Origin of the sequence: Pedobacter sp. SL55 (genome assembly GCF_026625705.1) — a bacterium.
Classification (GTDB): domain Bacteria; phylum Bacteroidota; class Bacteroidia; order Sphingobacteriales; family Sphingobacteriaceae; genus Pedobacter.
Genome location: NZ_CP113059.1, coordinates 3914816 through 3939389, shown reverse-complemented (window position 1 = coordinate 3939389; position 24574 = coordinate 3914816). Strand labels below are relative to the sequence as shown.

Below are 24574 nucleotides of genomic sequence, written 5' to 3'. Positions count from 1 at the left end.
TCATGAAGGTACACCATCATATCAGGGCATTTGAGCAGGTTTTAGCAAGTTACGATGGTAAATTGCCGCTTCACAGATATTTGGTTGTATATTTTAAGCAGCACAAACAAATGGGTTCGTCAGATAGGAGATGGGCAAGCAGATACATTTACAGTTACTTTAGGCTAGGTAAAGCATTGGCTACTTTGCCGGCAACAGAGCGTTTGGCTGTGGCAGATTTTCTTTGCAATGTCGATTTAAGTTTGGTTACCGAACATGCTTTTCCTCAAGCGGCAGCACATATTACAAAGCCAATTAAAGAGAAAGTAGCTTTTGTAGAATCGCAATATCCAGCTTTTAAATTGGAAGATGTTTTTCCTTTTAAAGCCAGCCTCTCTGATGGCATTAATGAGCAAGACTTTTTATATTCTTTGTTTGTACAGCCAGATTTGTTTATCCGAGTTCGCGAAACACACTTGCCTACAGTTAAAGCTAAAATAGAGGCTGCTGGTGTTGTGGTAAACGAACTTTCGGATACTACGTTGGCTTTACCTAACGGAACAAAATTAGAGCAAATTATAGACGATGCACGTTTATATCAAGTGCAAGATTTTTCTTCGCAAAAAACGGGAGCTTATTTCAAACCGCAACCTTACGATTATTGGTGGGATTGCTGCGCCGCATCTGGCGGAAAATCTCTGTTAATACACAGCTTAGAGCCTAAAGTTAAATTGCTAGCCAGCGATGTAAGGGAAACTAGCTTAGGGAACTTGCAAGAGCGTTTTATAGCAGCTGGTATCAAAGATTTTCAGAAAAAAACCATCGATCTTTTGCAAAATAACGATCAAATATTACATCACTATGAGTTTGATGGGATTTTGCTAGATGCGCCTTGCTCGGGTGCTGGTACTTGGGGCCGAACTCCAGAAATGCTGTATTTCTTTGAAGAGTACAAAGTAGCTAATTATGTGAAGCTACAAAAGGCAATTGCCGAAAATGTGATTAAATACCTTAAACCGGGTAAGCCATTAATTTACATGACTTGTTCTGTTTTTAAGCAAGAAAACGAAGAAGTGGTAAACTATCTACTCGAAAAATTCCCTCTAAAATTAGAGACAATGGAATTGATTAAGGGGTACCATGATAAGGCAGACAGCATGTTTGTAGCGAGGTTAATCAAACAATAAGCTATTTGCTTTCTTCACTAATTCTTCAACATTTTAAACGAAAAGAACCCTAATAAAGCTATAATAATTGCCATGATACCCCAAAGCCAAATCTTATTTTCGAACAGTGGTTTTTCTGTTTTAACTGTGTAAGAAGGATTCTTTTGCTCTTGGCTTACTGTTACGCTGGTTAAGTTGGTAGGGATCTTACTTTCAAATTTTTCAATTTCGTAATTTGGCGACTGAACAGCTTCATTGCCGTAATACAGCGCATAACTGGCTTTTAAGTCATCAAATCGGGCAATCAAATCGTAACTATTTCCCTTAATTGCCAAACCACTTAAACGTAATGGTCTGTTATCGTGGTTACTGACGGTAATCTTTAGTTTGCTGGTAATGGTATTTGTGAAATTAAATTCTGGCGCCTCTAACGAACTGATGGTTCCCTCATAAAGTGTCGCAAAATGATATTCAATGCCTCTTTCTGTCTTGATACTATCCGTAGCGTATTCGATTTTAATTGGTCTATAGAAATCAAAATCGCTTTGCGCATCTAGTTTTAAATAAGATACCGGAACAGCATTTTTTAAACCTACTTCAATAACCGTTTTTTTATTCTCTGTATCGTTTTTTAACAAATAAGTTTGATACTTTACCTCTTCGTAAATGCCTTTAATAGTGTCTACTTTAGTGGTTTTTGTTGCTGTTAATGTAGGTTGCGTATTGCTTTTAATAGCAATTCTATAAAACTGATATTTAGAATTGGGAAAACTTAGCTTGGTAAATTGATAATCGGTTTCGTTATTTTTAATAGATAAAATGCGGTAATCTTTTAAAATACCGAACCAGTTTTGGTTGTCGTTACTTCCTTCTAAATTAACTTTCCAATCGAAATTTTCTTGCCTAAAATCTAAGCTAATTTGGTTGATGGCGTTGGCTTCGGTTAATTGGAAAGTATAATAATAGATATCTCCAATAGCACTTTGGTTAAGTTGTTTAAAAGGAATTTCTACCAAACTAGCCTGGTTTGCTCGTTGCTTTAATAGGTAAGGCACTTCTATGGTATCTTTTCCATTTATCCCAAATATCCTTAGGTCTTCAAACCCTAAATTAATTTTTTGGTACATATCATCGGGAAGCTTAACACTATGCCAAGTAGTGCTAACTTCTGTAATTTGTCTTTTAAATTGATAGGTATTGGTTTGCGCCTTTGCTAGCAAAACACAAGCTAACAAAGGTAACAACAGCTTAATTTTTAACTTCAGTTTCATCAATAATTAAATGTTTGTACTTATTATAAAGGAAAGAAATAATTAGCAATAATATCCCTAAGGATAAGAAAACAACAGTTTTAGAAATGGTACTGAGATAAGCAATATCATAAAAGAATAGTTTAATCAATGTAATGCCAAACAATGCCATTGCACCAATACGAAGGTGTTTTTTGTTTTTCGCTAAACCAAGTCCAATTAAGAACAATGAATAAGCTCCCCACAAAATACTTAGGCCCAATTTATAGCTTCCATCGGCTCTCATTAGCTCAAGTATGTTAATTAACTCGCTACTAATGATCCATAAAATGGAAATGTATAAGACGTAATCGAGGATGGTTTTTAAGTTTGTTTTTAGCAATGCAGAGCGTTGCAGTTGATAGATTGATGCAATTAAAATTGCAAAAAATACCAATGCTACATACCTTAAAACAATGTTAGATGAACCTATAACGAAATATTTTTCGGGATTAAGATAAGTTTCTCTAAGCTCGCTCAATAGGTATAACCCACTTACTAAAAAAGACAATACCATTAATAAGTTAATAATCAAATTTGCTACTGCGAAACTGCTGTTCCGTATTTTTTTTACATTTAAGTAAGTTAAAGCAGCGGCAAAGAACATGGTGTAAATAAATACCCAAACATTTTTTAGTGTATAATAATTGCTATCGTAAATGTATTGTGTATTAATTGGTTTCTTGCTTGGGTTAATACTTATTTTAGTGCTTTCAAAAAGGTAATTGAAATAGGTAGTAAGTTCTCTCTCAAAGCAAGTGTATACCACTATAATGAGCATAGCGGGCAGTGCATAATTAAGAATTTGTCGCATCCAAGGCCAATCTGTTACTGCTGTTGTGTGCTTTGCGTTAATGTTTGTCATCCAAGCAAAGCCAGCAATAAAGATAATACCGGTTAAGAAACCTACATTTAAAAAAGGTGTGATGGCCGAAGATCCTAGATATATACCATAAATGGTTGTCCAATCTTGTAAAAGGCTAAAGAAAGCAATAAAAATTAAGGGAAAAGATAGTTTTTCGTAAATCGCTATTTGTTTAACTCGTGCCAAATAGAATAATACCGCGGCTTCTACCGTCCAGAAAACAGTTACCCACCCTCCATTTAACTGTACTGGAGCAGCCATGGTTATAAAGGTAATTACTAAAGCCAAAACAAGATAGAAGAGATTTTTATCAGCCAGTTGTTTCTTATAAATAATTAAACCAACTACAAAATGTATGATTGCGTTTGCTAGTGTAAATAAGCCCAGCAGCTCAATACCATTTTTGTTTTCTGATAAAATGTAATAACCTATTCCATAATAAATAAAGCTATTTAAAAGTATTAAAGTGATATCGCTAATGCCAAAAACCTCTTTTTTACTTACTTTATAAGCTAAATTGGTAACATAAAAAATGAAGAAAAATATAGTAGAGAACGCTAGTGATAATGTAAAATGATTTCTATCTGAATAAGAGCCGAGTAGCCAACTTAAAAAGATGATCCATGTTAGGGCAAAAGAGGGATGAAACAAAGGTTTCCAGTGTTTTTTGAAACTAATTGCCAGTATACCGATGTTGATGATTGCCATATAGGTAAACAGAACGCCTACTTTTTCAGAACCATCACTTAATAAAAATGGCACGGCATAAGCACCAACTAAACCAATATGGGCAATGACCTGTTGGTTGTATTTTATTGCAGCAACAATGGTAAACGAGGTAAAGGCTACCATCAGTAAAAAAGCTAATGGCTGAGGTATCAGGGCATAAAAATCGTAAGCGGCATAAGTGATAAAGTACATTATGGTTATGGCACCACTTACTAAAACTGCCGAGAATTTTTCGTATTTGGCTTTAAGTTTAATAGCGAACGCAAGTAGGCCTGCGCCTACTAAGTAGCCCAGTATAATTCGGGTAAGCGGACTAATAAGTTGATTGTCTATTGCATATTTAGCACCAATTCCTACGCCAATAATTAAAATAAGGATACCAATTTTGCTAATTAAGTTTTCGCCAATAAATTTTTCAAAATCAGATTTAGCTATGTTTTTACTGCTAAATCTATCGCTAAAGCTTGGCTGTTGGTTAGTTGGTACTATAATTGGTTTTGGTGTTGCATTTTGCTGTGTTATAGCAACCGGTGGCGTGTTTTTGGGAGGCGGAAAAAATGGTTTACTTTGAATAGGCTGCTCTTCGGTTACTATTGCCGGCGACTGTAAAGCATTAACCTCTTGTCTGAGGGCGGCTATTTCACTTTCAAAGCTTTGCTGCCTTAAAGATAGATTTTCAATTTTTGCTAAAAGCAAGTTTATCTTTTGAGAATTGTCCATTAATTTGGGTTTTATGCTAGGTAAAGTAGCCTATATTAACACAAGGTTAACGAAATTATTTTAAAATTAATCTCGTGTTGTTACTCGTTACAGGAGTGTTGCTTTTAGTTCACTCATTTTTAATACTTGTAATAGGAAGGTTTAAATCATGAAATGGATATCTTTTAAACTACTATTTTTAAAAATACCTGTTTTCGAGTATTTTTTTTAGGTTAAATAATCTTCATATTTGTAATAGAATAAATCATTATGAATAAAAAAATTAACGTATTTCTCTCATTAGCTTTTCTGTTTATCCCTTTTCTTTTCTCATGTGATAAGGAGGAGAACCTTGGTGCCGAATTTGGACAATATGCAGTAGCTATAAACTACAACGGTGAAGATTTTTTAGAATTACATTTTTCGATTGATGAAGAAGACTGTGGTATGTTGGCTCCAGTTCCTAACCTAAACCCAACGTATCTGCAAAATTGCGATGAGCTTAAAAAAACCGAACAGCTAATTAATGTATTTGTGTTGCCAGAAGTAGCTATTGGTAAGCATACATTAAAAGTTAAAACGGCAAATGGCAGCGTTTTAAAGGAATTGGCATTTGAAATAGGAGCTAAGCAGTGCGTTTTTCAGCAGATTGATTTGTCTTTTAATTAGCACTATACTTAGTTAGCTGCCATTTTAGGGCGACCCTACACAAAAGAAAATGACGACAGAAAAACGATACGAAATATTAAACTCTTTGCCGACTTATGGGCCAATGTATGTTCCCGTAACAGACAAAGGAGAAGTATTTTATTCAGAAGGGTTTCCTGTTCGATTTTATAAAACTGACGGAACTGAATGGGTTGCTAATTTTCAACCTGGTTGGACAGACTTAAAACAAATTATAGAATTTGAAAACACTCCAAACTTGTTAGTAGTTGCTTGCGGAACGTGTTACTTAATGCACCCGAACGACACAAAACCTATTGAAGTTTTTGGAGTTGGCTATTCAGACATTTTTAAGGCAAGCAAAGGCAGAATTGTTTTGCAAGACCAAATCGACCTGACAATTATTGAGCCTGACGGAAAACATTGGAACACAGAAAGAATTTCTTGGGACGGATTGGCTGATATTAAAGTTGAAAATAATTTGGTGTCAGGACTTGCATATAACCCTACGCACAATGCAGACGAATGGGTTATGTTTAAATATGACCTTGACACAAAAACTTTGACAGGTGGAAGTTACTATTCATTTGAGGATAAAAAACCTTGGTGGAAAATATGGTAACAGAAAAGTTTGCTTGCCCTTGTTGTGGCTATAAGACATTTGTGTGCTTCCCTAATTTTCGTACCAATCAAAAATAGAATTTATTGGCATAATTTGTATTCTATAGGTGTTTTATTTTTTAGTGCTCTGTGTGTAGAGAACAACCTAATGGCTCATATGACATTTGCCAAGTTTGCTTTTGGGAAGACGACCCAGATCAACTTGACAACCCGAATTATGAAGGTGGTGCAAACCGAGTTTCACTAAGACAAGGACAAAGGAATTTTATTGAATTTGGTGCTTGCGAACTAGAGATGTTTAGAAATGTGAGACAACCAACAAAGGAAGAGCAACGAGACGAAAATTGGAACCCATTAAAATAAAAACTGTACATAACAGCAGTTTGGCAAAATGGCGGGTTCAGTTCTAAATTCAACAACAGTTCTTCGATCTAACTTTTGTACAAAACTGAACATTTGTGCTTCGATTTTCACCACTTCGCAAAGCCGCCAAACGTTATGCTTTTTAACTGCCCAATAAGGTAGAGTTTCTGTCTAATAGTTCTCTTAGCTCGCTAGGATATAATGGTTTTTTTAATAGTTTAATTACCAGTGGGTTTGCTTCGGCTTTTTTAATGTCGCCAAAATCTAAAGTAGAAGAGAGTATGGCTAGCTTGCAATGATCTAGAAAAGTTTGTGGAAAGTGTTTATAGATTTCTAAGAATTCGAAGCCGTCCATTTCTGGCATTTGTATATCTAGCAAAATAAAATCGGGCCATAGGCCTGGGTTTTCTAGGTTTGTGTTAATATACTTCAGGCCTTCATCTCCGGATTGGCACAAAATAATTTCATCAAAAAAATCTGATAGCTTAATTATCTTTGAATTGATTTTTAGGTCAATATCATTGTCATCAATCAACAATACTTTTCCGGTTTTATTTGGCATTTGGTATAGTTATTTTAAAGGTTGTACCATCTTCGGTATTTGAACTAACGTTAATAGTACCATTCATTTTGTTTAAGGCCTCTTTTACAATAAAAAGACCTAAGCCGGTACCGTGATGTGTTTTGCTTTTAAAGAATTGGGTAAATATCTTTTCTAGGTGCTCTTTCAGTATGCCTAGTCCATTATCGTTAATATTTACTTTCGCTTCAAATTCATCTACATTTATTTGGATATTTACCGTTTTGTGAGGCTCATCGGAATTTTGATACTTAATTGCATTAGATATGAGGTTACTTAAAATTACTTCTATTCTAAAAGCATCGCCTACAAACCTTGCGTTTTGTTTAATATCAACATTAAATTTGGTTTCTTTATCAGAATAAGTGTGTAATTCTATTAAGTCATTTACGAGTTTGTAAAAGTCCACCTCGCTATGGTCGGGAATATCTTTTGTATTTTTATAGTATTGCAGCGTTTTTTGGATATAATAATCCAGCTTGTTAGAGCAGGTTTCGATTAAGCTCCAATACTCGCCGCTAGAATTATACAGTCCCTCCATTTTAACCAAGTTGATGATACCCATTACCGATACTAATGGAGCCCTTAATTCGTGAGAAATGCTGTAAATAAATCGGTTAAGCTCATCGTTGGTTTTCTCAAGCTCTGTTATTTTATTATTTAGGTTGGCTCTTGCTACATAAGAGTCGTAAGCATTCTTTATTGAGTTGTGCAGCTCTAAGTCGTTCCAAGGTTTGGCAATGTACCTGTAAATATCGCCATGGTTAATGGCATCAGCTAGTGCTTCTATGTCTGTGTAGCCTGTAAGTAAAATACGAATAGGATCTGGATGTGTTTTTACAATACTCTTAAAAAACTCTACACCCGTAGTATTTGGCATTTTTTGATCGGCCAACACTACGTGGATGTCTATATGCTGCATAATTCTCAAACCTTCGGCAGCAGAGGGAGCGGTATAAATCTCGTACTGTCTCCTAAACGCGGCTCTAAATGCTTGAAGATTATTTTCTTCATCATCAATATATAAGACGCGTACGGTAGGGCTGGTCATTTTGAATTAATTTTTATAGTGTATTTACCTGCAATATAATAATAAATTCAGTTCCTTTTCCTAGCTCAGAAATAACTTCTACGTGTCCTTTATGTTTCTCGATGATGCTAAATACAATAGATAACCCTAAACCAGTACCTTCGCCAATATCTTTAGTGGTAAAGAAAGGTTCAAAAATACGATGTTTAACTTCTTCGGTCATTCCGGTGCCAGTATCTTTAACACTAATGTAAACCTGTTGGTTATGGTACCAGCTTTTAATGGTTAAAAATTCTTCTTCTGCCTGTGTTTCTTTACTTTTAATGGCTTGTACGGCATTGGCAACCAAGTTCATAAAAACCTGGTTGATTTTTCCTGGCATACATTCTACCTTAGGTAAATTACCTAGTTCTTTAATTACGGTTAGGTTGTCTGGTAGCGTATTTCTTATCAATACCAAAGTAGATAAAAGGCCTTCGTTTAAGTCAATGGCTTTCATATCGGTCTCATCAACGCGGCTAAAATTTCTTAAACTTCTAATAATTTCTGCCGTTCGTTTGGCGCCTTCGCTAATGCCCGATAGCAGCGAGACAATTTCATCATTGATAAAGCCTAAATCAATCTGTTTTTTAAAGGCTTCAATCTCATCGATTTGAGGTTTAATCTCTTTTTCTAGGTCAATTTGCTCGTATTTTCTAATCACTTCCTTCAAATCATCAATGTCTAATTTTAAAGGTTTTACATTAGAGGTTACAAAATTTATTGGATTGTTAATTTCGTGTGCAATACCAGCGGTTAACTGACCTAAAGCAGCCATTTTTTCGGCATCAACTAATTGAGATTGAGTAGCTTTTAAGTTGGTTAAAGTGGTGTTTAGCGTTTGGTTTGCATTTTCTAATTCTTCGGTACGTTCTTTAACCTTTTTCTCTAACAGCACATTTTGTTCTTTTATGAGTTTTTGGTTTTCTAAAGAAGCATTTAGTGCCTGTGCTTGTGCACTTTCGTTTTCTTTTTTAAAATAATTGATTTTATCTGCCAGCGCAAAAGACAATAGGGTTACTTCTATAGCTGATGAGATTTGTAGCAAATAGGTGGTAAAGGTATTATAGGGTAGTATATTATAATCTTTCATGATGAATAATACCGCTCCAACCAATAAAATAGACCAAGCAATTAGATAAAATCCGGCAGGTTTAAAATGCTTTTTAAAATAAACAAAGTAAGAAGCACTTAAAGCAATTACAACGCCAAATACGGTAATTATTTGCATAGCCACAAAACCTATATAAGCATTGGTTACAAATAGCAGAGCCGTGGTTACGAGTATAATGGTTATAAAAATTTTGATTAGTAAATGAATTTTTGGTGCAAATAACTTGGTGTTTAGAAAGGATGTGGTAAATAAACTAGCAAAAACTAAGCCTAATAGAGAATACAGTACAACAGAATAATTGTTAATGAAAGAATTTGCATCCCATAGGTATATTAATCCATATCCTTGTATAGAAATTTGTGTTAACCAAGTAAATAAGATATAAAAAACATAAAAAATATAGCTTTTATCTTTAACTATGATAAATAGGAAAAGGTTATACACGAACATAATTAACATTATGCCGGTGTATATGCCAAATATGATGTCTTTTAGGGCGTACTTGGCGTGTAGTTTACTTTCCGTAATTACAGAAATTCTGGTTATAAATGCCTCTTGAGATTTAAGTTTGAGTAAGAAGATTTCGCCTTTGCTAATCGTGTCGGGCAATGCAAAAGTAATTCCTTGTGCATTTTTTACGAGGTTGTTTTTAAATAGACTAAACAGATTAGCTGCTAAAGGTTTACCATTTGGTTTCTGGTGGTACATTTCGCTTATCGAAAATCTGGATTGTTCGATAAACAAAAAGTTATTGTTTAAAATGAGGTTTTTTTCTGCGGTAAGCTTTATCCAAAAAACGGCATCAGAAACCCCGAAATTGAATATTTCTGTATCAACAGTGGTAAAATTTTTATTAAGAATATCTTCTACCTTATCGTTGTTGCTTTTGTCTTTATAAACTGATGCGTGGAAAGGGAGTGATTGCAAATCGTTTACCTCTGCATAGCTTAATTGGCTAATTAACAGAAAAAACGAGCAAAAAAATAATCTCAATGCACCCTGTGTCATGTTCTGGATAAATCAAAAGTTAAATTTACCAAATCGCCAGATTTGGAAGGGATTTCGGTTTTATAGATTACTTCTCTCCTCATGTCAAAGGCAATGGTTCTTTGTGGTTCTAGTGTTAAGGGAAGATCGATAATATCATGGTTAAACATTACTGTGGCAGTTAATTGATCTTTTGGGTAATAGAATTTGCCGTTATAGCCCAAAGAAGTTACCACCTGAAAACCACCTCTTAATACGTTCCTGTAAGTTGCTGGCGCTGCTAAACCAAATAAGGTAGTTAAATTAATAAATTTTGAATAAGCTACACAAGCTGTACTTAAATGTAAGCTTCCTATGCCTAAGCCTGCAATTTCAAACGAGTTCCAAACTCCTGCTACTTCTCCAGTGCCGGCATCGGTGTGGTCTTCAACCATTTGGTATATTTTTTCGTCCATATAGCCTACAGCTTCTTCAATAGGGAGTGGGTTTATTCTGTTAGCTCTATGTACCCTGCCGCCTCCCAAGGCTTTTCCGGTATCGGCATCGGTTACCAACATTACATATACATCCGGATTTAAAATCCAATCTGCTTTTGCAGAAGTAATTTGGGTAATGCCAAATATTTCCAACACACGTCTATGCCCATCAATAAATTGCATACACGCATCTCTATCATCAATAGCTCTAAATGCAGTGAAATTAATGTTCTTTATTTCCGGGTTATGCTCTTCCAATGGAGAAAATTTTATTGTTGGACTTTCTGATGGTTCTTTCTGGAGATGCGCTGGCTTTGAAAACTCTGAACATAAACATTGCTGTTTGGTTTTCGGGTTTATTAAAAATGGTATTTAATTCTACTTCGGCTTTTGTTAAATAATGTTTTTGATTTTCTGTTAAAGTTAAACTTTTCTCTATAGAGTTTTTGTAGAAAAATAATAAAGGCACATTAACTGGGTGTATTTGCAGGCCTAGTGCTGTAGCGCCTAGCCACATTTTTTGAGCGGCTATTCCGCCTTGTATCCACGATGAAACTTGGTTGCCGGGCAAAGAAATTAAACCAATGGCAGAAGAGCTCATAAATTGTTGGGTAAGTAACCTGGCAAAAGCGCCGCCACCATTAATCTTTTCCAAAAAATCTATCATTCTTCTGTCTCTCAAGAGCTGTATGCCTAATTGGTCGTTATTGTTGAGGTCTAAAGTATGTATGCCTATGCCATCTTGGGTTTGGTTGGTTTGCTCAATGGTCCAACGCATTTCTTTGGTAATAAAATCTTCATGCGCCTCGGGTACAAATATTCTAAATAAATCTGTAGCTGTGGCTATTTGGGCAAGGTTTTTTAGTTGTGCTAAATCTCTAACGAAAGTTAAATTAGCGCCCTCAGTATCGGCTACCAATTTTTTTAGGTAGGTAATTTCATTGTCTTCAATTGCTGCTCTCTGTGGGCTTTTCCTGTTGGTATGCCTTAGCGAAATTTGCTGCGCTAAGAGAAGTTCTTCCTCGCTAGCTTCAACTCCATCGAAAAACTGAAAAACAGCTAGATGTTTAGGTGCCAGCTCTGGCGTAAGTAACCATTGTACCTTTAGTTTTTTAACAGCAGCTGCCAATAGTAAGTTTTCTATAGCGCAGCCTATAGACGTGTAAGAAGATACAAATTGAGGATCTAAATAAGCCTGAGCTGCGCTTTCATCTAAAAATAGGTGTAGTTTTTTATTTTGATAGTGAAGCCTCCAAGGTTGGTTATTGCCACCCGAAGGTGCTTTTTTTACAGCGTCTACTAAATCGTTTAATTCTGTTTCGGTAAGGTCTTTAGCTAGCTCGCTGCTTTCAGAGATATTGTTTTCTCTAATAAATACTTCAATGTCTTCGCTTGTTAACGCTTGCTTTGCAGGTGTTATTTCTTTTACAGCAGGTAGGGGAGCTTCGTCGCAAATTAACTCGTCTAGGTCTAAAAAGAACCTGCCAGATATTTTTAAGCTGTTAAGTAATATTTTTCGAGACAGGTCTGCGCTTACGCCACCACCAAAAGTTACGGCACTCGCCAATTGTGGCCAGGTAGAAATAGAGCTCATTAGTTCAACTGCCGAGGCTTTCATTCTTGGCGAGAGTGTTTCAAAACCAGTTACTGCTGTGATGTAAGGTACTTTTTCATCAAATGTTTTCAAGTCTTTAAACTTGTCCATATCTAGATGTTCAACCATTCCATGCAAAATAGGTCTTTGTGGTTCTAAATCGAACCTTTCAATATCTATCGTGCCTCTGTCGCTTCCCTCCATTAGTACCGGAATTTGAAGGCTTTTAGCAATTTTTCTGGCGTTTATCTTAATGTCAAAGCTATCGCATTCGTCTATTAATAGATCTAATTTTCCATTGTCGGTTAAAAAATTAACGATATTATCTTCGGTAATACCCTCGTCATAACAAACTACTTTTAAAAATGGATCTATTTCTGCTATTTCTCTGGCAACTATTACTGTTTTCTTTAAGCCAATGTTACAGGCTCCGGTTCTAATTCTGTTGATATTGCTTAAATCTAACTCATCAAAATCAGCAATGCGAAGCTCACCAAAACCACGCTCCATGGCTAAAGTTAATGATACGGATTGGCCTACCGATAAGCCCATTACCCCGATTTTTTTGGTAGCGAGTATTTGCTGTTCTTCGGCTGTAATTTTATGTTTGTTTCTGTTTGTTCTTACAATGGTAAATTCATCTTCGTCTAAAAGATGTACCAATTTATTACTCCAAGGATAATAAACCCAAACGCCATATTCTTCGCTTTTACCTAGCCGCTCTGTTACCAAATTTTCTAATTCGGCTTTGGGCATAAAAGCTATAAGTGGTTTTAAACATTTTAAGAGTTCAAATACTTGCTCTTTTATGGTGTCAAAAACTTGTAATGGTTTGGTTTCTAAAAGTAGCTGGTTTAGCTTGGCCTTATCATTATCATTAGATAGTCTGAATAGCAGAGGCTGATATAAATCTTTGCTTTTTTTTGTCTGTGCTGTAAGCGCATTTAATAGGGGGGTATCGGCTTCAATGTTATGCATTATATTTAGCTAAAAGATGAATTTTTACACAGAAAAAAGCGGTTTTTGTAGTTAAAAGACTAAATTAGTTTTTTAGAATTATAATAAAAAAGTATTTTTAACTTTTATTAGCAGAAAAATGACAGCGAATATCCTTTACGTTGATGATGAGCCACATAATTTAAGTGCTTTTGCAGCAACTTACCGTAGATTATACAAGATTTTTACAGCAGAGTCTGCAGACGAAGGCCGAAAAATACTAGACACAGAAGATATACAGGTAATTATTACCGATCAGCGTATGCCTAAAACTACAGGTGTTGAGTTTTTGGCTTCTATTTTAGAGGTTTATCCAGACCCTATACGAATGATTTTGACGGGATATACTGATATTGATGCTGTAATTGACGCCATTAATGAGGGACAAGTATATAGATATGTACAAAAGCCATGGATGGAGGAGGATTTGAGGATTAACATAGACAAAGCCATCGAAATTTATACCCTTAGAAAGGAAAATAGAGAACTTACCGAAAAGTTATTGGTAGCCAATAAGCAATTAGAGTTTATTGCTCGCCAAAACCTGCTGTCTTAATCTGCTGCTGTTAGTTATTTTACCGATACATCTTTTTGTTTTGCCGATACTTGAATACAGTTAATGAAATTTACAATTAGTTTTAGAGATTGGTTGTAGATTAAACCTGCCTAAATACTTTTACTATTGTAAATGAAAGTCAAATTTTTGCTCCTCTTGCTAAGCTCGCTGTTTTGTAGCGGTTTAGCTGCAAAAGCACAAGTTACTTCTAATAAAGGAACAGATTTTTGGTTGCCTTATGCAGGTCATATAGATGGGTTGTTTTCTAGAATGACTTTGTTTCTCTCGTCTGATGTAAATACTAGCTATAGGATAATTTCGGAAGGTAAAACCATTGCAAGTGGTAGTATTATTGCAAATGTAGTAACTCCTGTATTCATAGATCCCACCGAGCATGAGGTTTATATTGCAACTTCTAACGTTAAAGAAATAAATAAAGGAATTAATGTAAGTGCTACGGCACCAATTTCGGTTTACTGTGTAATCTCAAATAATGCCCGCACAGGTTCTACTTTAGTGTTGCCCACTGCCAGTTTAGAGCAAGAGTATTATGTGTTTTCGCAGCAAAATAAAGGAAACACGAATAATGCAGTTTACTCACAATTTACCGTGGTAGCATTAAAAGATGGCACTAATGTAGAAATTACGCCTACCCAAGTAGATAGGGATGGAGCCAGAGCTGCCAACACTGCCTTTCAAATTACCTTAAACAAAGGCGATGTATATCAGTATCAAGCTACAGATGATTTAACTGGTACTTTGGTAAGATCTACTACAGGCTGCGCACCAATTGCCGTGTTTTCTGGAAATACGTGGGCCGCTTATTGCGAACCCAATAATGCAAGGACGCCGAGCGGGGGAGATAATCTTTTTCAGCAATTATTTCCGCTTACAGCCTGGGGGCGTAATTTTGTTTCGGCACCGTTTTACAACACTTTAAATGGTAATACCGATATCATTAAAATCATAATTTCTACAGACAACACCACACTTACCGTAAATGGAAGCACAACAAATGCCAATGGTACGGCCTTGTCAAATCCATACAGAAAAGGTAGCGTAGTTACATTTTATAGTAGTTCTCCAAATTTAATTAAAGCAACTTCGCCAATTGCGGTGGCACAATATCAAACTTCTCAAACCTGCAATTTGGCAAATGCCGCCAATATAACACAAGGTGGGCCTTTTTTGGGAGATCCCGAAATGACCATCTTAAACCCCATTGAGCAAACGCTTAAAGATATTGCGGTTTATTCTAAGTTAAATAGCGTAACAGGCGTAAATACAAATATCTCTAAGTATTTTTTAAATATCATTATTAAAACAGCCGATATTTCTGGCTTTACCTTAGATGGAATTGCTATTGCAAACCAATTTAATCCTATTGCCGATGGCGAATATAGTTATGCCGTGGTAGATGTAACCAATTCTACAGACCAGCACCGGTTAATTGCTAGCGGCGGCTTTGTTGCAATTGCTTATGGTTATGGACAGGTAGAGTCTTATGCCTATTTGGCTGGCACCGACCTGAAAAATCTGAAAAGTAATATCCAGATTTTTCCTAGTGGTGGAACAATTGCTTCTACGAATTTTTGTTTGGGAACAAACTTTGATTTTGTTTTAAAACTGCCATATATTACCAATAAGCTAACATGGAACTTAAACAATGGTGCCAAAATACAGGTTGTCAATACGCCAGTTTATACTACTGTAGTAGAAGGTGGGCAAACCTATTATTTGTATAAGTATGTGTTGCCCCCTTCAAATTTTGTAACCCCGGTAATTATGCACTACGTGTCGTTATAGAAAAACCACTGGGTGCAACTTGTGCTACAGATGAAGAGATTTTAACCAATTTCGATATCTTTTCTCCAGATTTTACGCTACCTACCGAAGCCTGTATAAATACCGATGTTCAATTTACAGACTCTTCGCCAAGAAACGGAGGCAGTATAAAAACATGGAACTGGAATTTTGGAGATGGTTTTACTTCTACCCAACAAAACCCTAAGCATAAGTTTACTACGCCGGGTGTAAAAACGATCATTTTAAATGTAACTACTGCTATAGGCTGTAATCTTTCGGTAACTAAAACCATTAACGTTTTGGCCGCTCCAAAATCTCAATTTACCGCTATAGGGCCTTTTTGCATCAACTCAACCATCCAGTTCAATAACCAAAAATGCTTTTGTAAACAGTAACATTGCAAGCCAAAAATGGGATTTCGGAAACGGACAGCCCATTTCTGCTGCGACATCGCCAACTACAACTTATAGCGCTGCGGGTAATTACCAAGTAAAACTGATTTCTGTTTCTTCTAGTGGCTGCGCAGATACACTTATCAAAACCATTACCATTTACGAAACACCAGAAGTTACTTTTAAAGATCCTGGTTCTTGTGTAAATGATGTGGTACAATATGAAGCAACAGCGTTGAAAGGCAATATTGTAGCTTGGTTATGGGATTTTGGAGATGGCTCAAACGATGCGGCTCAGCAAACCCTCCAAAATCCAACGCATAGGTACGTTGCAACAGGTACTTATACAGTTAAGTTAATGGCTACATCGGAGCAAGGATGCACGGTTGCCTTTAGCCGACAGGTAACTATTAGCGGCAGTAACCCCAATGCGGTTTTTGAAGTAAAAAATGCGGCGAACCTATGTGCCAATGTAGCAGTGGCGTTTGAAAACAAGAGCACTATTGCTTTTGGAAATATGACCAAAATAGAATGGATATTTGATTACAAGGTAGGTGGAGCAAATGCTGTAACTGTGGATAACAATCCCGTACTGGGTAAAATTTATACACATCAATATCCAAATGTATCGGTTAAAACAGACTATGCTGTGGTAATGCGTGCCTATTCTGGGCAAGTATGTTTTACAGAAACAGCACCAGTTGTAGTTAGCATTTATCCTGCCGCCAATTTAACCGTTGCAGCTGTAGAGCCACTTTGCGAAACAGATAGCCCCATCCAGCTAATGGTCAAAGACGAAAACAATCTTTCGGGAACATATACCTATGCTGGAACGGGCGTATCCGCAACCGGACTTTTTAATCCCAAAATTAGTGGTCCGGGTAATTTCAATATCAAATACACGTATGTTACCAATAAAGGTTGTGTCGAAGAAAAAAATATCAATGTTGCTGTAGGTAAGTTGCCTTTGGTTACTATGCCGGCAAACATCGATATTTTAAAAGGCGGACAAAAGCAGATTGATGTAATTTCCACAGGAACCAATCTTACTTATAAGTGGGTTCCGGCAGAGGGTTTAAGTGCCGATAATGTGCCAAACCCCATAGCTAAACCAGAAAAAACTACTCGCTATACCTTAACGGTAACTTCTAGCAGTTGCAAATTGGTATTTGATTATACCGTTACTGTACATGAAGAACCCTTAATTCCTAATGTTTTTAGCCCCAATGGCGATGGTAAAAATGATACTTGGCACATTAAATACCTAGAAACACTTACCGAAGGCAAGATTGCTATATTTAATCGGTATGGGCAGCAAGTGTTTAACGCTTCGCCCTATAACACGCCTTGGGACGGTAAATTAAATGGAACAGATTTGCCTGTTGGGGTTTACTATTATATTATAGAGCCAAATAATGGCAAGAAAAAGTACAGCGGGTCTGTTACAATATTAAGATGAAAGGGTGGATTGCTTTTATATGGTTAATGTTGGCTTTTAGTGGTGCTTTTGCGCAACAGCGGCCGCATTATTCCCAATATTTGCAAAATATGTCGGTTTTAAACCCTGCGGTAACAGGTTTAAACAGCGGTGCCGATTTTAGGCTAGGCTTGCGAAGCCAATGGCAGGGCTTAAAAGATGCGCCTAAAACGGGTTATGTAACTTTTAGTATGCCAATTTCGTTTGGTGGCGATATGGCCAGTTATCGTTCTAGCGATTTGGGCGTTACCGAACCCGAAACCAAAGATGAGATGGTAGATTATACTGCTTCGAGGCCACATCATAGTTTGGGAGTTGTTTTTTTGAACGATAGAACCGGTCCTTTGAACAGAGTAACGGCTAATTTAACCTATGCTTATCATTTAGCCATAGGCGATGTAACTAATCTCTCTTTTGGCATTGGTGTGGGGGTAAATAGGTTGGGGATAAACGCACAATCTTTAGTGTTTGATGAAGCCGATGATCCTGTAGTGGGCACATCGGCAGAGATTAATAAATTTACACCAGATCTAAATGCTGGCATATATTTTTACGGATCTAGCTTTTATATCGGTGCTTCAATGCAGCAAATCATCAGCAATAAAATTTCTTTTGATGGAGAGTTTAGCATTGGAAAAGAAGTGGCTCATTATTTTGCAACAGCAGGTTATAAGTTTTGGATTAATAACGATTTCTCATTTACACCTTCGTTTATGTTAAAAATAGTTGCTCCTTTGCCAAAAACATTCGATCTTAATGTTAAGTTTGCTTATCAGGATACTTTTTGGGTTGGCGGTGGCTACCGTAAGAGCGATGCTTTTTTTGGTAATATTGGCTTTAATATAGCAAGAGTGGTGGGTATAGGTTACGCTTTCGATTATACAACTTCAGAACTTAGTACAGTTTCTTCGGGCTCGCACGAACTAACTTTGAGGGTTTTGTTTTAGTACATTTGTTAGTTATACTTATGAAAAACTACCTATTTTATTTCTTTTTAACACTTTTGTGTTTTGGTTCTGTGTGCCAAACTAAAGCGCAGGGTACATCAAACAAGGGTACCGATTTTTGGCTCTTGTATGCAAATCACGTATCCGGGTATAGGCCTAACCAGAACAACTGGCAGCAAATGGCCATGTACATTACTTCTGATGTAAGTACTACGGGTACCATAGAAATTCCGGGCATAAATTACACCCTCAATTTTTCTGTTATTGCAAATCAGGTTACTGTTGTGCAAATACCCCGCGATGCTTATATTGGCGGTACCGAAGGTAAATTTAATAAAGGCATTCATCTAAAGTCGGCAAGGCCAATAGTAGCCTATGCACATATTTACGATAATTCAGTTTCTGGGGCCACACTAGTTTTACCAACAAACACCCTGGGCAAAGAATATTATTCGTTAAATTTTACCCAAAAAGCCAATTCACTTGATTCTTATTCTTTTTGTGCCATTGTAGCGGTAGAAGATAATACGCATGTTATTGTTACGCCATCGGTGCCTACACAGGGCGGTTGGGCGGCTGGCGTTGCGCAAACTATTAATCTTAATAAAGGAGAGGTTTATCAGATATTAGGATTAGAAAACAGTCAGGTTGATCTTACACCAAATGCCCAAACAAGAAGTTATTATACCACAGGTGGCGATTTAACAGGAACAACCATCAAATCTGTAGCGGCGGCGGGCCAATCTTGTAAAAGAATTGCAGTTTTTTCGGGAAGTGGTAAAATGTCTATCGGTTGTTTATCTAGCGGCGGGGCACCAGGAGCAGCAGATAATCTTTTTCAGCAGGTATATCCCACTTCAACCTGGGGCAAATCATTTGTAACGGTACCTTCAAAAAATCGTAATTACGATATTTATCGGATATTTAAAAGTAGCCCAACGGCTGTGGTAAAACTTAATGGTGTAGTTATTCCAGATGCAAGCTTTGTTAATGATTTTTATTACGAATTTAACAGTCAGCAAACCAATTATATTGAGAGTGATAACGCGATACAGGTAGTGCAGTATCAAGTAACGCAAGGCAAAACCATCAATTGTACCTCATCTACTGGCGATGTGGGTGATCCAGAGATGATTTATCTTAATCCGTTAGAGCAAACTTTGGATAAGATTACTATGTACTCTACCTCATTGTATAACATTTTGGCCCACTATATTAACGTGGTAATTAGAACCGACGATGTGGCTAGTTTTACCTTAGATGGTGTAGCGCAGGCCAGTAATTTTTTGCCCGTTACCGCTAAACCGGGCTACTCTTATGCACAATTGGAAGTAAATGCAGGCACGCACACTTTACAGGCAGGTGGTGGGTTTAATGCCATAGCCTATGGTTTTGGTATTAACGAGTCTTATGGTTATGCTGCTGGCGCCAGCCTCATCTCTCCGGGTGTAGAAGTGTATGACAATGCTACCACTGTAACTAAACGAGAAGCGGGCTGTTTAAACGAAAAATATGATGTTTATGTATCCTTGCCTTACCAACCATTGTCTATCTCGGTAGATTTTGACAACGGACAAGCGCCTGCCAACGTACCATTGCAACTTGACGAAACCTACGTAAGCAATAACATCACTTATTATAAATACAAAATTGCTACGGCGCTGTTATTTGATGCGGTAAAAAAGTACCAGCTAAAAGTAACTGCCGAAAAGCCAATTTCTGATGGTTGTGGTGCGGTAGACGAGTTGCAATTGGAGTATGAAGTGGTAAACAAACCTATTTCTTCGTTTGAGGTACTTGCTGATGCTGTTTGCGAAGGCTCGGTAACTACCTTTACCGACAGAAGCCAAAAAAATGGTGCCGATGTAGTGAAGTGGCATTGGGATTTTGGCGATGGCCATACCGAGGTTAAAACCACAGCAGCACCATTTACGTATACTTACAGCCCCGGAAACTACGTGGCCAAATTATTTGTAGAGAACCAAGCTGGATGTATTTCCGAAGTTTTTTCGAAAAATATCAATGTTTATCGGCTTCCTACGCCTAGGTTTGCTGCCGTTTTGCCTTTGTGCGAAAATCAGGCTATTAGGTTCCAAGACCAGTCTGTTAGTACAGATGGTAGTATTAACGCTTGGTTATGGGATTTCGGAGATGGCAATACGTCTTCCGAACCCAACCCCGAACATATCTATGCTACTGCCGGAACGTACAATGTAAAGTTAAAGGTAACTACGCAACATGGCTGCGAAAACAGCATTACACAGGCCATTAATGTAAATACGTTGCCTAACGTAGATTTTGAACTTCCAGATTTTTGTTTGGCCGATGCTAATGCCGTATTCGTAAATAAAAGCCAAATATCAACCAATGAGCAGCTAACTTACTTGTGGGATTTTGGAGATCCTAACGCAAATGCACAAAGGCCTAATACCGCTACCACACGTAATGCTACACACACTTACACCAGTACAGGTATTTACGAAGTAACCTTAACCGTAAGGTCTGTTTCTGGTTGTGCAGTAGTGGTTAAAAAACAATTTACGGTAAACGGGAGTATTCCTGTGGCAGCTTTCGAGGTGCAAAATGAAAACAGTTTGTGTAGTAATGCCCCAGTGGTTTTTAAGGATAAATCTACCGTAGATTTTGGCGAAATTACCAAGGTGGTTTGGTATTTCGATTATGCCAACAAAACCACTCCAGACTGGACAGACGACCAACCCAACCTACGTGCCGATTTACCCAAAGAGTACGCGTTCAAGTATCCGACATTTAACAACTTAGCTAGTAAAAGTTACGTGGTAAAAATGAGCGTTTATTCTGGCGGTTCTTGCGTTAACGAACAAATTAAAACCATTACACTTTATCCAGAGCCAGTAATAGATTTTGCTGCAACCAGAGAGGTTTGTTTAGAAATACCTAGCGTACAATTGGTGGCTAACGAAGTAAATGAAAGATCTGGAGTTGGGAGTTTTAGCGGTGCTGGTATAAGCGCTGGCGGTGTTTTTTACCCACAACGAGCGGGTTTGGGTACTCATGCTATTAAATACACTTTTACTACTACTTACGGGTGTACAATAGAAAAAACTCAGCTCATTACCGTACACGAAACCCCAACGGTTGATGCTGGCGAAGATAAAGTGATTTTAGAAGGAGAAAAAGGTATTTTATCTGCCATCGCCTATGGCCAAAATTTAAGTTACAAGTGGTCGCCAGCTAATGGGTTAGATAGGGATGATGTGCTAAACCCTACCGTTACGCCAACGGAAGAGCTGGTGGTTTACACCCTTACCGTTACTAGCAACAAGGGTTGTACGCAAACCGACCAAGTTAGGGTTAAAATGCTTAGGCACTTAGAAATACCAAACACCATTACACCTAACGGAGATGGCGTTAACGACGATTGGAAAATTAAACACATTGAAGATTATGCCAATGCAACAGTAGAAATTTATGATAGGGCTGGGCAAAACGTGTTCAAGAGTAAAGGCTACGCCATACCATTTAATGGCACTTTTAATCAAAATCAGTTACCCGTTGCAACTTATTATTATATTATTAATTTAGCCATCGGTAAAAAGCCAATTACTGGTACCCTAACTATTATTAGATAATGTTGAAAAGATACGTCTTATACTTAATTTTGTGTTGTTGTACTACTTCGGTTTTAGCACAGCAGAGGCCTCAGTATACCCAATATATTTTCAATAATTATCTGTTAAATCCGGCATTAAGTGGGATAGAAAATTATACCGATATCAAGATTGGGCACAGGTCGCAGTGGTCTGGTTTCGAAAACGCCCCCAAAACATCATTTTTATCTGCACATTGGAATTTAAATGGCGATTACCTTTGGCGCAACCCTTTATCGTTGCCCGAAAAAGGCGACGATCCGATGAGCAGAAGCTATACGCAAAATTATACCTCTTCGCCTGCGCACCACGGCATAGGCATTATAGCTGTTACCGATAAAACTGGTCCTATTTCTAGATTTGATGGTGGTTTTACTTATGCTTACCACCTGCAATTAAGCGGTACCAAAAATTTATCGGTAGGGGTGTATGCAGGTCTTAGTCGCATTGCATTAGATTATAGTGCCATTAGTTTAGAAAACCAAGTAGATCCCGCTTTGGCAAATGCGGTGGTAAGCCAGTTTAAGCCCGATGTTGCCCTTGGCGTTTGGTACTACGGCGCTAGGTTTTTTGCGGGTGCTTCTGTACAGCAGGTTTTACCACAAAAATTAGCTTTTACCTCCAGTGCAAATTACAACACAGGCAAATCTGTTCCGCATTTCTTCCTTACTTCTGGCTATAAATTGTTTATTGATGACGAGATTTCTGCTATTCCATCAGTAATGTTACGGAAAGTGGAAGCACTGCCAATGTCTGTAGATGCCAACCTAAAGCTAGATTATAAGGATAAATTTTGGATAGGAGGGAGCTACCGAAGTGCAGACTCTTTTTCGGCAATGGCCGGATTTAACTTTAAAAATTTGCTGAACTTAACTTATGCTTACGACTTTACCACCTCTGGCTTAAATACAGTTTCTAACGGTAGTCACGAAATTGTATTGGGCTTTCAGTTAAATAATGCTTACCAAGTGTTTAGTGGTGGCCGTTCGTGGCGTTAATTAAAGCTCTTTTCTTAATCTAGCAACCGGAATATTCATTTGTTCGCGGTATTTGGCTACCGTTCTTCTGGCAATGTTATAGCCGTGTTCCTTTAAAATTTCGGTCAAACGTTCGTCGGCAAGAGGCTTGCGTTTGTCTTCTTTGCCAATACAGTCTTCCAAAATTTTCTTTACCTCTTTATTAGAAACTTCTTCGCCACTTTCGGTTTGTATCGCTTCAGAGAAGAAAGATTTTAGCAAGAAAGTTCCAAATTCTGTTTGTACATATTTAGAGTTGGCCACCCTCGAAACGGTAGAAATGTCCATTCCAATTTTATCCGCAATGTCTTTCAAAATCATTGGGCGCAATTTACGCTCATCTCCAGTTAAGAAATACTCATACTGGTATTGCATAATGGCATTCATGGTTTTTAACAACGTTTGTTGCCTTTGTTTAATGGCATCAATAAACCATTTGGCCGAGTCGAGCTTTTGTTTAACAAATTGCACCGCTTCCTTCATTTTTTTATCCTTCTGCGATGCTTTGTCGTAGTGGTCAAACATATCCATGTACGAGCGGCTAACGCGAAGTTCGGGTGCATTGCGGGCGTTTAGCGTAAGTACCAATACACTGTCATTATTACTGATGTGGAAATCAGGGATAATTTGCATTTGTTTAGTAGTTACCTGATTAGAATCGCCTGGTTTAGGGTTCAACCTAAGTATTTCGGCAACCACATCTTTTAATTCTTCGCTATTTAAACCAACTGCTCTTTCTAGTTTATCGTAGTGTTTACGTGTAAATTCGTCTAAGTGGTTTTCTACAATTTCAATTGCTTTTTTAATTAGTGGATTAGCAGCATCTTTTCTCTTCAATTGTAGTGATAAGCATTCTTGCAAATCTCTAGCGGCAATGCCCGGAGGGTCAAAACTTTGGATCAGTTTAAGCATTTCCAGCACATCTTCCTCTTCCACCATCACGTTTTGTGAAAAGGCCAAATCATCAATCATAGAGGTTATTGGTCTACGCAAATAACCATCATCATCTAGACTTCCAATAATTTGTCGGCCAACAATAAAATCTTCGTCAGATAAAGGCAGTAAGTCTAATTGTTGCTGTAGGCTTTCAAAAAAAGTAGTTTCAATGGCTATCGGAGTTTCTTTTTTCTCTTCATCATCATCGCCATTGCTGTATGAGGTGCTGTAATCGTTGCTGCTGTCGTCTTGTAGGTAATCATCTACATTAAACTCATCCATTCCGGTGTCTTCGCCACGTTCGCTATCAAAGTCATCTCTGTCGTCTTGCAAATCATCATATTCGCCTTTTGGCTCTTCTAGCGAGATTAAGCTCGAGTCTTCTAACGCAGGGTTATCTTCTAATTCTTCTTTTATGCGTGTATCTAAGGCCACGGTAGGTACCTGCAACAATTTAATAAACTGAATTTGTTGCGGAGATAGTTTTTGTAGTAGCTTTTGTTGTAGATGTTGTTTTAGCATAAATTGGAGTAAAGAGTTTTCAAAAATAAACAAATGCTTTATAATTTTGTTGGTTTAATTTGATTAATTAATCTTCTTTTAGCTAAGTTTGTTTAACTAA

The 24574-nt window shown here is 37.3% G+C and carries 19 protein-coding genes; 11 read left to right on the top strand and 8 right to left on the bottom strand.

The features are described from left to right. Positions 1-2 precede the first annotated feature (2 nt). The gene (locus tag OVA16_RS17570) at positions 3-1166 is read left to right on the top strand and encodes an RsmB/NOP family class I SAM-dependent RNA methyltransferase (protein ID WP_267762152.1); all 1164 of its coding nucleotides are present in this window, start codon (positions 3-5) and stop codon (positions 1164-1166) included. Between the two features lie 17 nt (positions 1167-1183). On the opposite strand, the gene OVA16_RS17565 is transcribed toward OVA16_RS17570, so the two are convergent. Together OVA16_RS17565 and OVA16_RS17560 are read right to left on the bottom strand one after the other, a co-directional pair. Further along, positions 1184-2416, bottom strand: a complete 1233-nt coding sequence (locus OVA16_RS17565; RefSeq protein WP_267762150.1) for a DUF3999 family protein — start codon at positions 2414-2416, stop codon at positions 1184-1186. Continuing rightward, positions 2394-4748 (bottom strand): DUF2339 domain-containing protein, encoded by a 2355-nt coding sequence (locus OVA16_RS17560; protein ID WP_267762149.1) that lies wholly within the window; start codon positions 4746-4748, stop codon positions 2394-2396. The genes OVA16_RS17565 and OVA16_RS17560 overlap by 23 nt, the downstream gene beginning before the upstream one ends. Positions 4749-4997: 249 nt before the next feature. Here OVA16_RS17560 and OVA16_RS17555 point away from each other — a divergent pair, with 249 nt between their 5' ends. The 3 genes from OVA16_RS17555 (at position 4998) to OVA16_RS17545 (ending at position 6377) form a co-directional block, all read left to right on the top strand. Continuing rightward, positions 4998-5396, top strand: coding sequence for a hypothetical protein (locus OVA16_RS17555; protein ID WP_267762148.1), 399 nt, complete (start codon positions 4998-5000; stop codon positions 5394-5396). Between the two features lie 49 nt (positions 5397-5445). Continuing rightward, a complete protein-coding gene (locus tag OVA16_RS17550) occupies positions 5446-6015 on the top strand; it encodes a hypothetical protein (protein WP_267762147.1) in 570 nt (189 codons plus the stop codon). A 128-nt stretch (positions 6016-6143) separates the two neighbouring features. Further along, a complete protein-coding gene (locus tag OVA16_RS17545) occupies positions 6144-6377 on the top strand; it encodes a CPCC family cysteine-rich protein (RefSeq protein ID WP_267762145.1) in 234 nt (77 codons plus the stop codon). Positions 6378-6519: 142 nt separating this feature from the next. On the opposite strand, the gene OVA16_RS17540 is transcribed toward OVA16_RS17545, so the two are convergent. The 5 genes from OVA16_RS17540 to OVA16_RS17520 are packed head-to-tail and all read right to left on the bottom strand — an operon-like array spanning position 6520 to position 13175. Further along, positions 6520-6939: a response regulator gene (locus OVA16_RS17540; RefSeq protein WP_267762144.1), complete on the bottom strand. Its 420-nt coding sequence runs from the start codon at positions 6937-6939 to the stop codon at positions 6520-6522. Further along, positions 6929-8008, bottom strand: coding sequence for a hybrid sensor histidine kinase/response regulator (locus tag OVA16_RS17535; RefSeq protein ID WP_267762143.1), 1080 nt, complete (start codon positions 8006-8008; stop codon positions 6929-6931). The genes OVA16_RS17540 and OVA16_RS17535 overlap by 11 nt, the downstream gene beginning before the upstream one ends. A gap of 13 nt (positions 8009-8021) precedes the next feature. Beyond that, positions 8022-10148 carry a 7TM diverse intracellular signaling domain-containing protein gene (locus tag OVA16_RS17530; RefSeq protein ID WP_267762142.1) on the bottom strand — a complete coding sequence of 709 codons (2127 nt, stop codon included), beginning with the start codon at positions 10146-10148 and terminating at the stop codon, positions 8022-8024. Beyond that, complete coding sequence (locus OVA16_RS17525; RefSeq protein ID WP_267762140.1) at positions 10145-10861, bottom strand: hypothetical protein; 717 nt, start codon at positions 10859-10861, stop codon at positions 10145-10147. The genes OVA16_RS17530 and OVA16_RS17525 overlap by 4 nt, the downstream gene beginning before the upstream one ends. Continuing rightward, entirely contained in the window at positions 10848-13175 is a 2328-nt protein-coding gene (locus OVA16_RS17520) for an Rv1355c family protein (protein ID WP_267762139.1), read from the bottom strand. Before OVA16_RS17520 ends, OVA16_RS17525 begins: the two co-directional genes overlap by 14 nt. Before the next feature lie 118 nt (positions 13176-13293). Here OVA16_RS17520 and OVA16_RS17515 point away from each other — a divergent pair, with 118 nt between their 5' ends. The 7 genes from OVA16_RS17515 to OVA16_RS17490 all read left to right on the top strand — a co-directional run bounded on the left by OVA16_RS17515 (position 13294) and on the right by OVA16_RS17490 (position 22998). Continuing rightward, on the top strand, positions 13294-13749 hold the full coding sequence (locus tag OVA16_RS17515; protein WP_267762138.1) for a response regulator: 456 nt from the start codon (positions 13294-13296) through the stop codon (positions 13747-13749). 132 nt (positions 13750-13881) lie between these two features. After that, on the top strand, positions 13882-15555 hold the full coding sequence (locus OVA16_RS17510) for an IgGFc-binding protein (RefSeq protein ID WP_267762136.1): 1674 nt from the start codon (positions 13882-13884) through the stop codon (positions 15553-15555). Next, the gene (locus tag OVA16_RS20300) at positions 15552-15950 is read left to right on the top strand and encodes a PKD domain-containing protein (protein ID WP_420712352.1); all 399 of its coding nucleotides are present in this window, start codon (positions 15552-15554) and stop codon (positions 15948-15950) included. Before OVA16_RS17510 ends, OVA16_RS20300 begins: the two co-directional genes overlap by 4 nt. Further along, positions 15922-17406, top strand: coding sequence for a gliding motility-associated C-terminal domain-containing protein (locus OVA16_RS17505; RefSeq protein ID WP_420712351.1), 1485 nt, complete (start codon positions 15922-15924; stop codon positions 17404-17406). The genes OVA16_RS20300 and OVA16_RS17505 overlap by 29 nt, the downstream gene beginning before the upstream one ends. Next, positions 17403-18371, top strand: coding sequence for a type IX secretion system membrane protein PorP/SprF (locus tag OVA16_RS17500; protein WP_267762133.1), 969 nt, complete (start codon positions 17403-17405; stop codon positions 18369-18371). The genes OVA16_RS17505 and OVA16_RS17500 overlap by 4 nt, the downstream gene beginning before the upstream one ends. 20 nt (positions 18372-18391) lie before the next feature. Further along, positions 18392-21982, top strand: a complete 3591-nt coding sequence (locus tag OVA16_RS17495) for a PKD domain-containing protein (protein WP_267762132.1) — start codon at positions 18392-18394, stop codon at positions 21980-21982. Beyond that, the gene (locus tag OVA16_RS17490; RefSeq protein WP_267762131.1) at positions 21982-22998 is read left to right on the top strand and encodes a type IX secretion system membrane protein PorP/SprF; all 1017 of its coding nucleotides are present in this window, start codon (positions 21982-21984) and stop codon (positions 22996-22998) included. Before OVA16_RS17495 ends, OVA16_RS17490 begins: the two co-directional genes overlap by 1 nt. On the opposite strand, the gene rpoN is transcribed toward OVA16_RS17490, so the two are convergent. Further along, a complete protein-coding gene (gene rpoN, locus OVA16_RS17485; RefSeq protein ID WP_267762130.1) occupies positions 22999-24474 on the bottom strand; it encodes an RNA polymerase factor sigma-54 in 1476 nt (491 codons plus the stop codon). Positions 24475-24574 lie beyond the last annotated feature (100 nt).

Bases quoted from the DNA above. Each gene is read 5' to 3' on its own strand.
- OVA16_RS17570 (WP_267762152.1), top strand. From the start codon at position 3: ATGAAGGTACACCATCATATCAGGGCATTTGAGCAGGTTTTAGCAAGT.
- OVA16_RS17565 (WP_267762150.1), bottom strand. From the start codon at position 2,416: ATGAAACTGAAGTTAAAAATTAAGCTGTTGTTACCTTTGTTAGCTTGT.
- OVA16_RS17560 (WP_267762149.1), bottom strand. From the start codon at position 4,748: ATGGACAATTCTCAAAAGATAAACTTGCTTTTAGCAAAAATTGAAAAT.
- OVA16_RS17555 (WP_267762148.1), top strand. From the start codon at position 4,998: ATGAATAAAAAAATTAACGTATTTCTCTCATTAGCTTTTCTGTTTATC.
- OVA16_RS17550 (WP_267762147.1), top strand. From the start codon at position 5,446: ATGACGACAGAAAAACGATACGAAATATTAAACTCTTTGCCGACTTAT.
- OVA16_RS17540 (WP_267762144.1), bottom strand. From the start codon at position 6,939: ATGCCAAATAAAACCGGAAAAGTATTGTTGATTGATGACAATGATATT.
- OVA16_RS17535 (WP_267762143.1), bottom strand. From the start codon at position 8,008: ATGACCAGCCCTACCGTACGCGTCTTATATATTGATGATGAAGAAAAT.
- OVA16_RS17530 (WP_267762142.1), bottom strand. From the start codon at position 10,148: ATGACACAGGGTGCATTGAGATTATTTTTTTGCTCGTTTTTTCTGTTA.
- OVA16_RS17520 (WP_267762139.1), bottom strand. From the start codon at position 13,175: ATGCATAACATTGAAGCCGATACCCCCCTATTAAATGCGCTTACAGCA.
- OVA16_RS17515 (WP_267762138.1), top strand. From the start codon at position 13,294: ATGACAGCGAATATCCTTTACGTTGATGATGAGCCACATAATTTAAGT.
- OVA16_RS17510 (WP_267762136.1), top strand. From the start codon at position 13,882: ATGAAAGTCAAATTTTTGCTCCTCTTGCTAAGCTCGCTGTTTTGTAGC.
- OVA16_RS17500 (WP_267762133.1), top strand. From the start codon at position 17,403: ATGAAAGGGTGGATTGCTTTTATATGGTTAATGTTGGCTTTTAGTGGT.
- OVA16_RS17495 (WP_267762132.1), top strand. From the start codon at position 18,392: ATGAAAAACTACCTATTTTATTTCTTTTTAACACTTTTGTGTTTTGGT.
- OVA16_RS17490 (WP_267762131.1), top strand. From the start codon at position 21,982: ATGTTGAAAAGATACGTCTTATACTTAATTTTGTGTTGTTGTACTACT.
- rpoN (WP_267762130.1), bottom strand. From the start codon at position 24,474: ATGCTAAAACAACATCTACAACAAAAGCTACTACAAAAACTATCTCCG.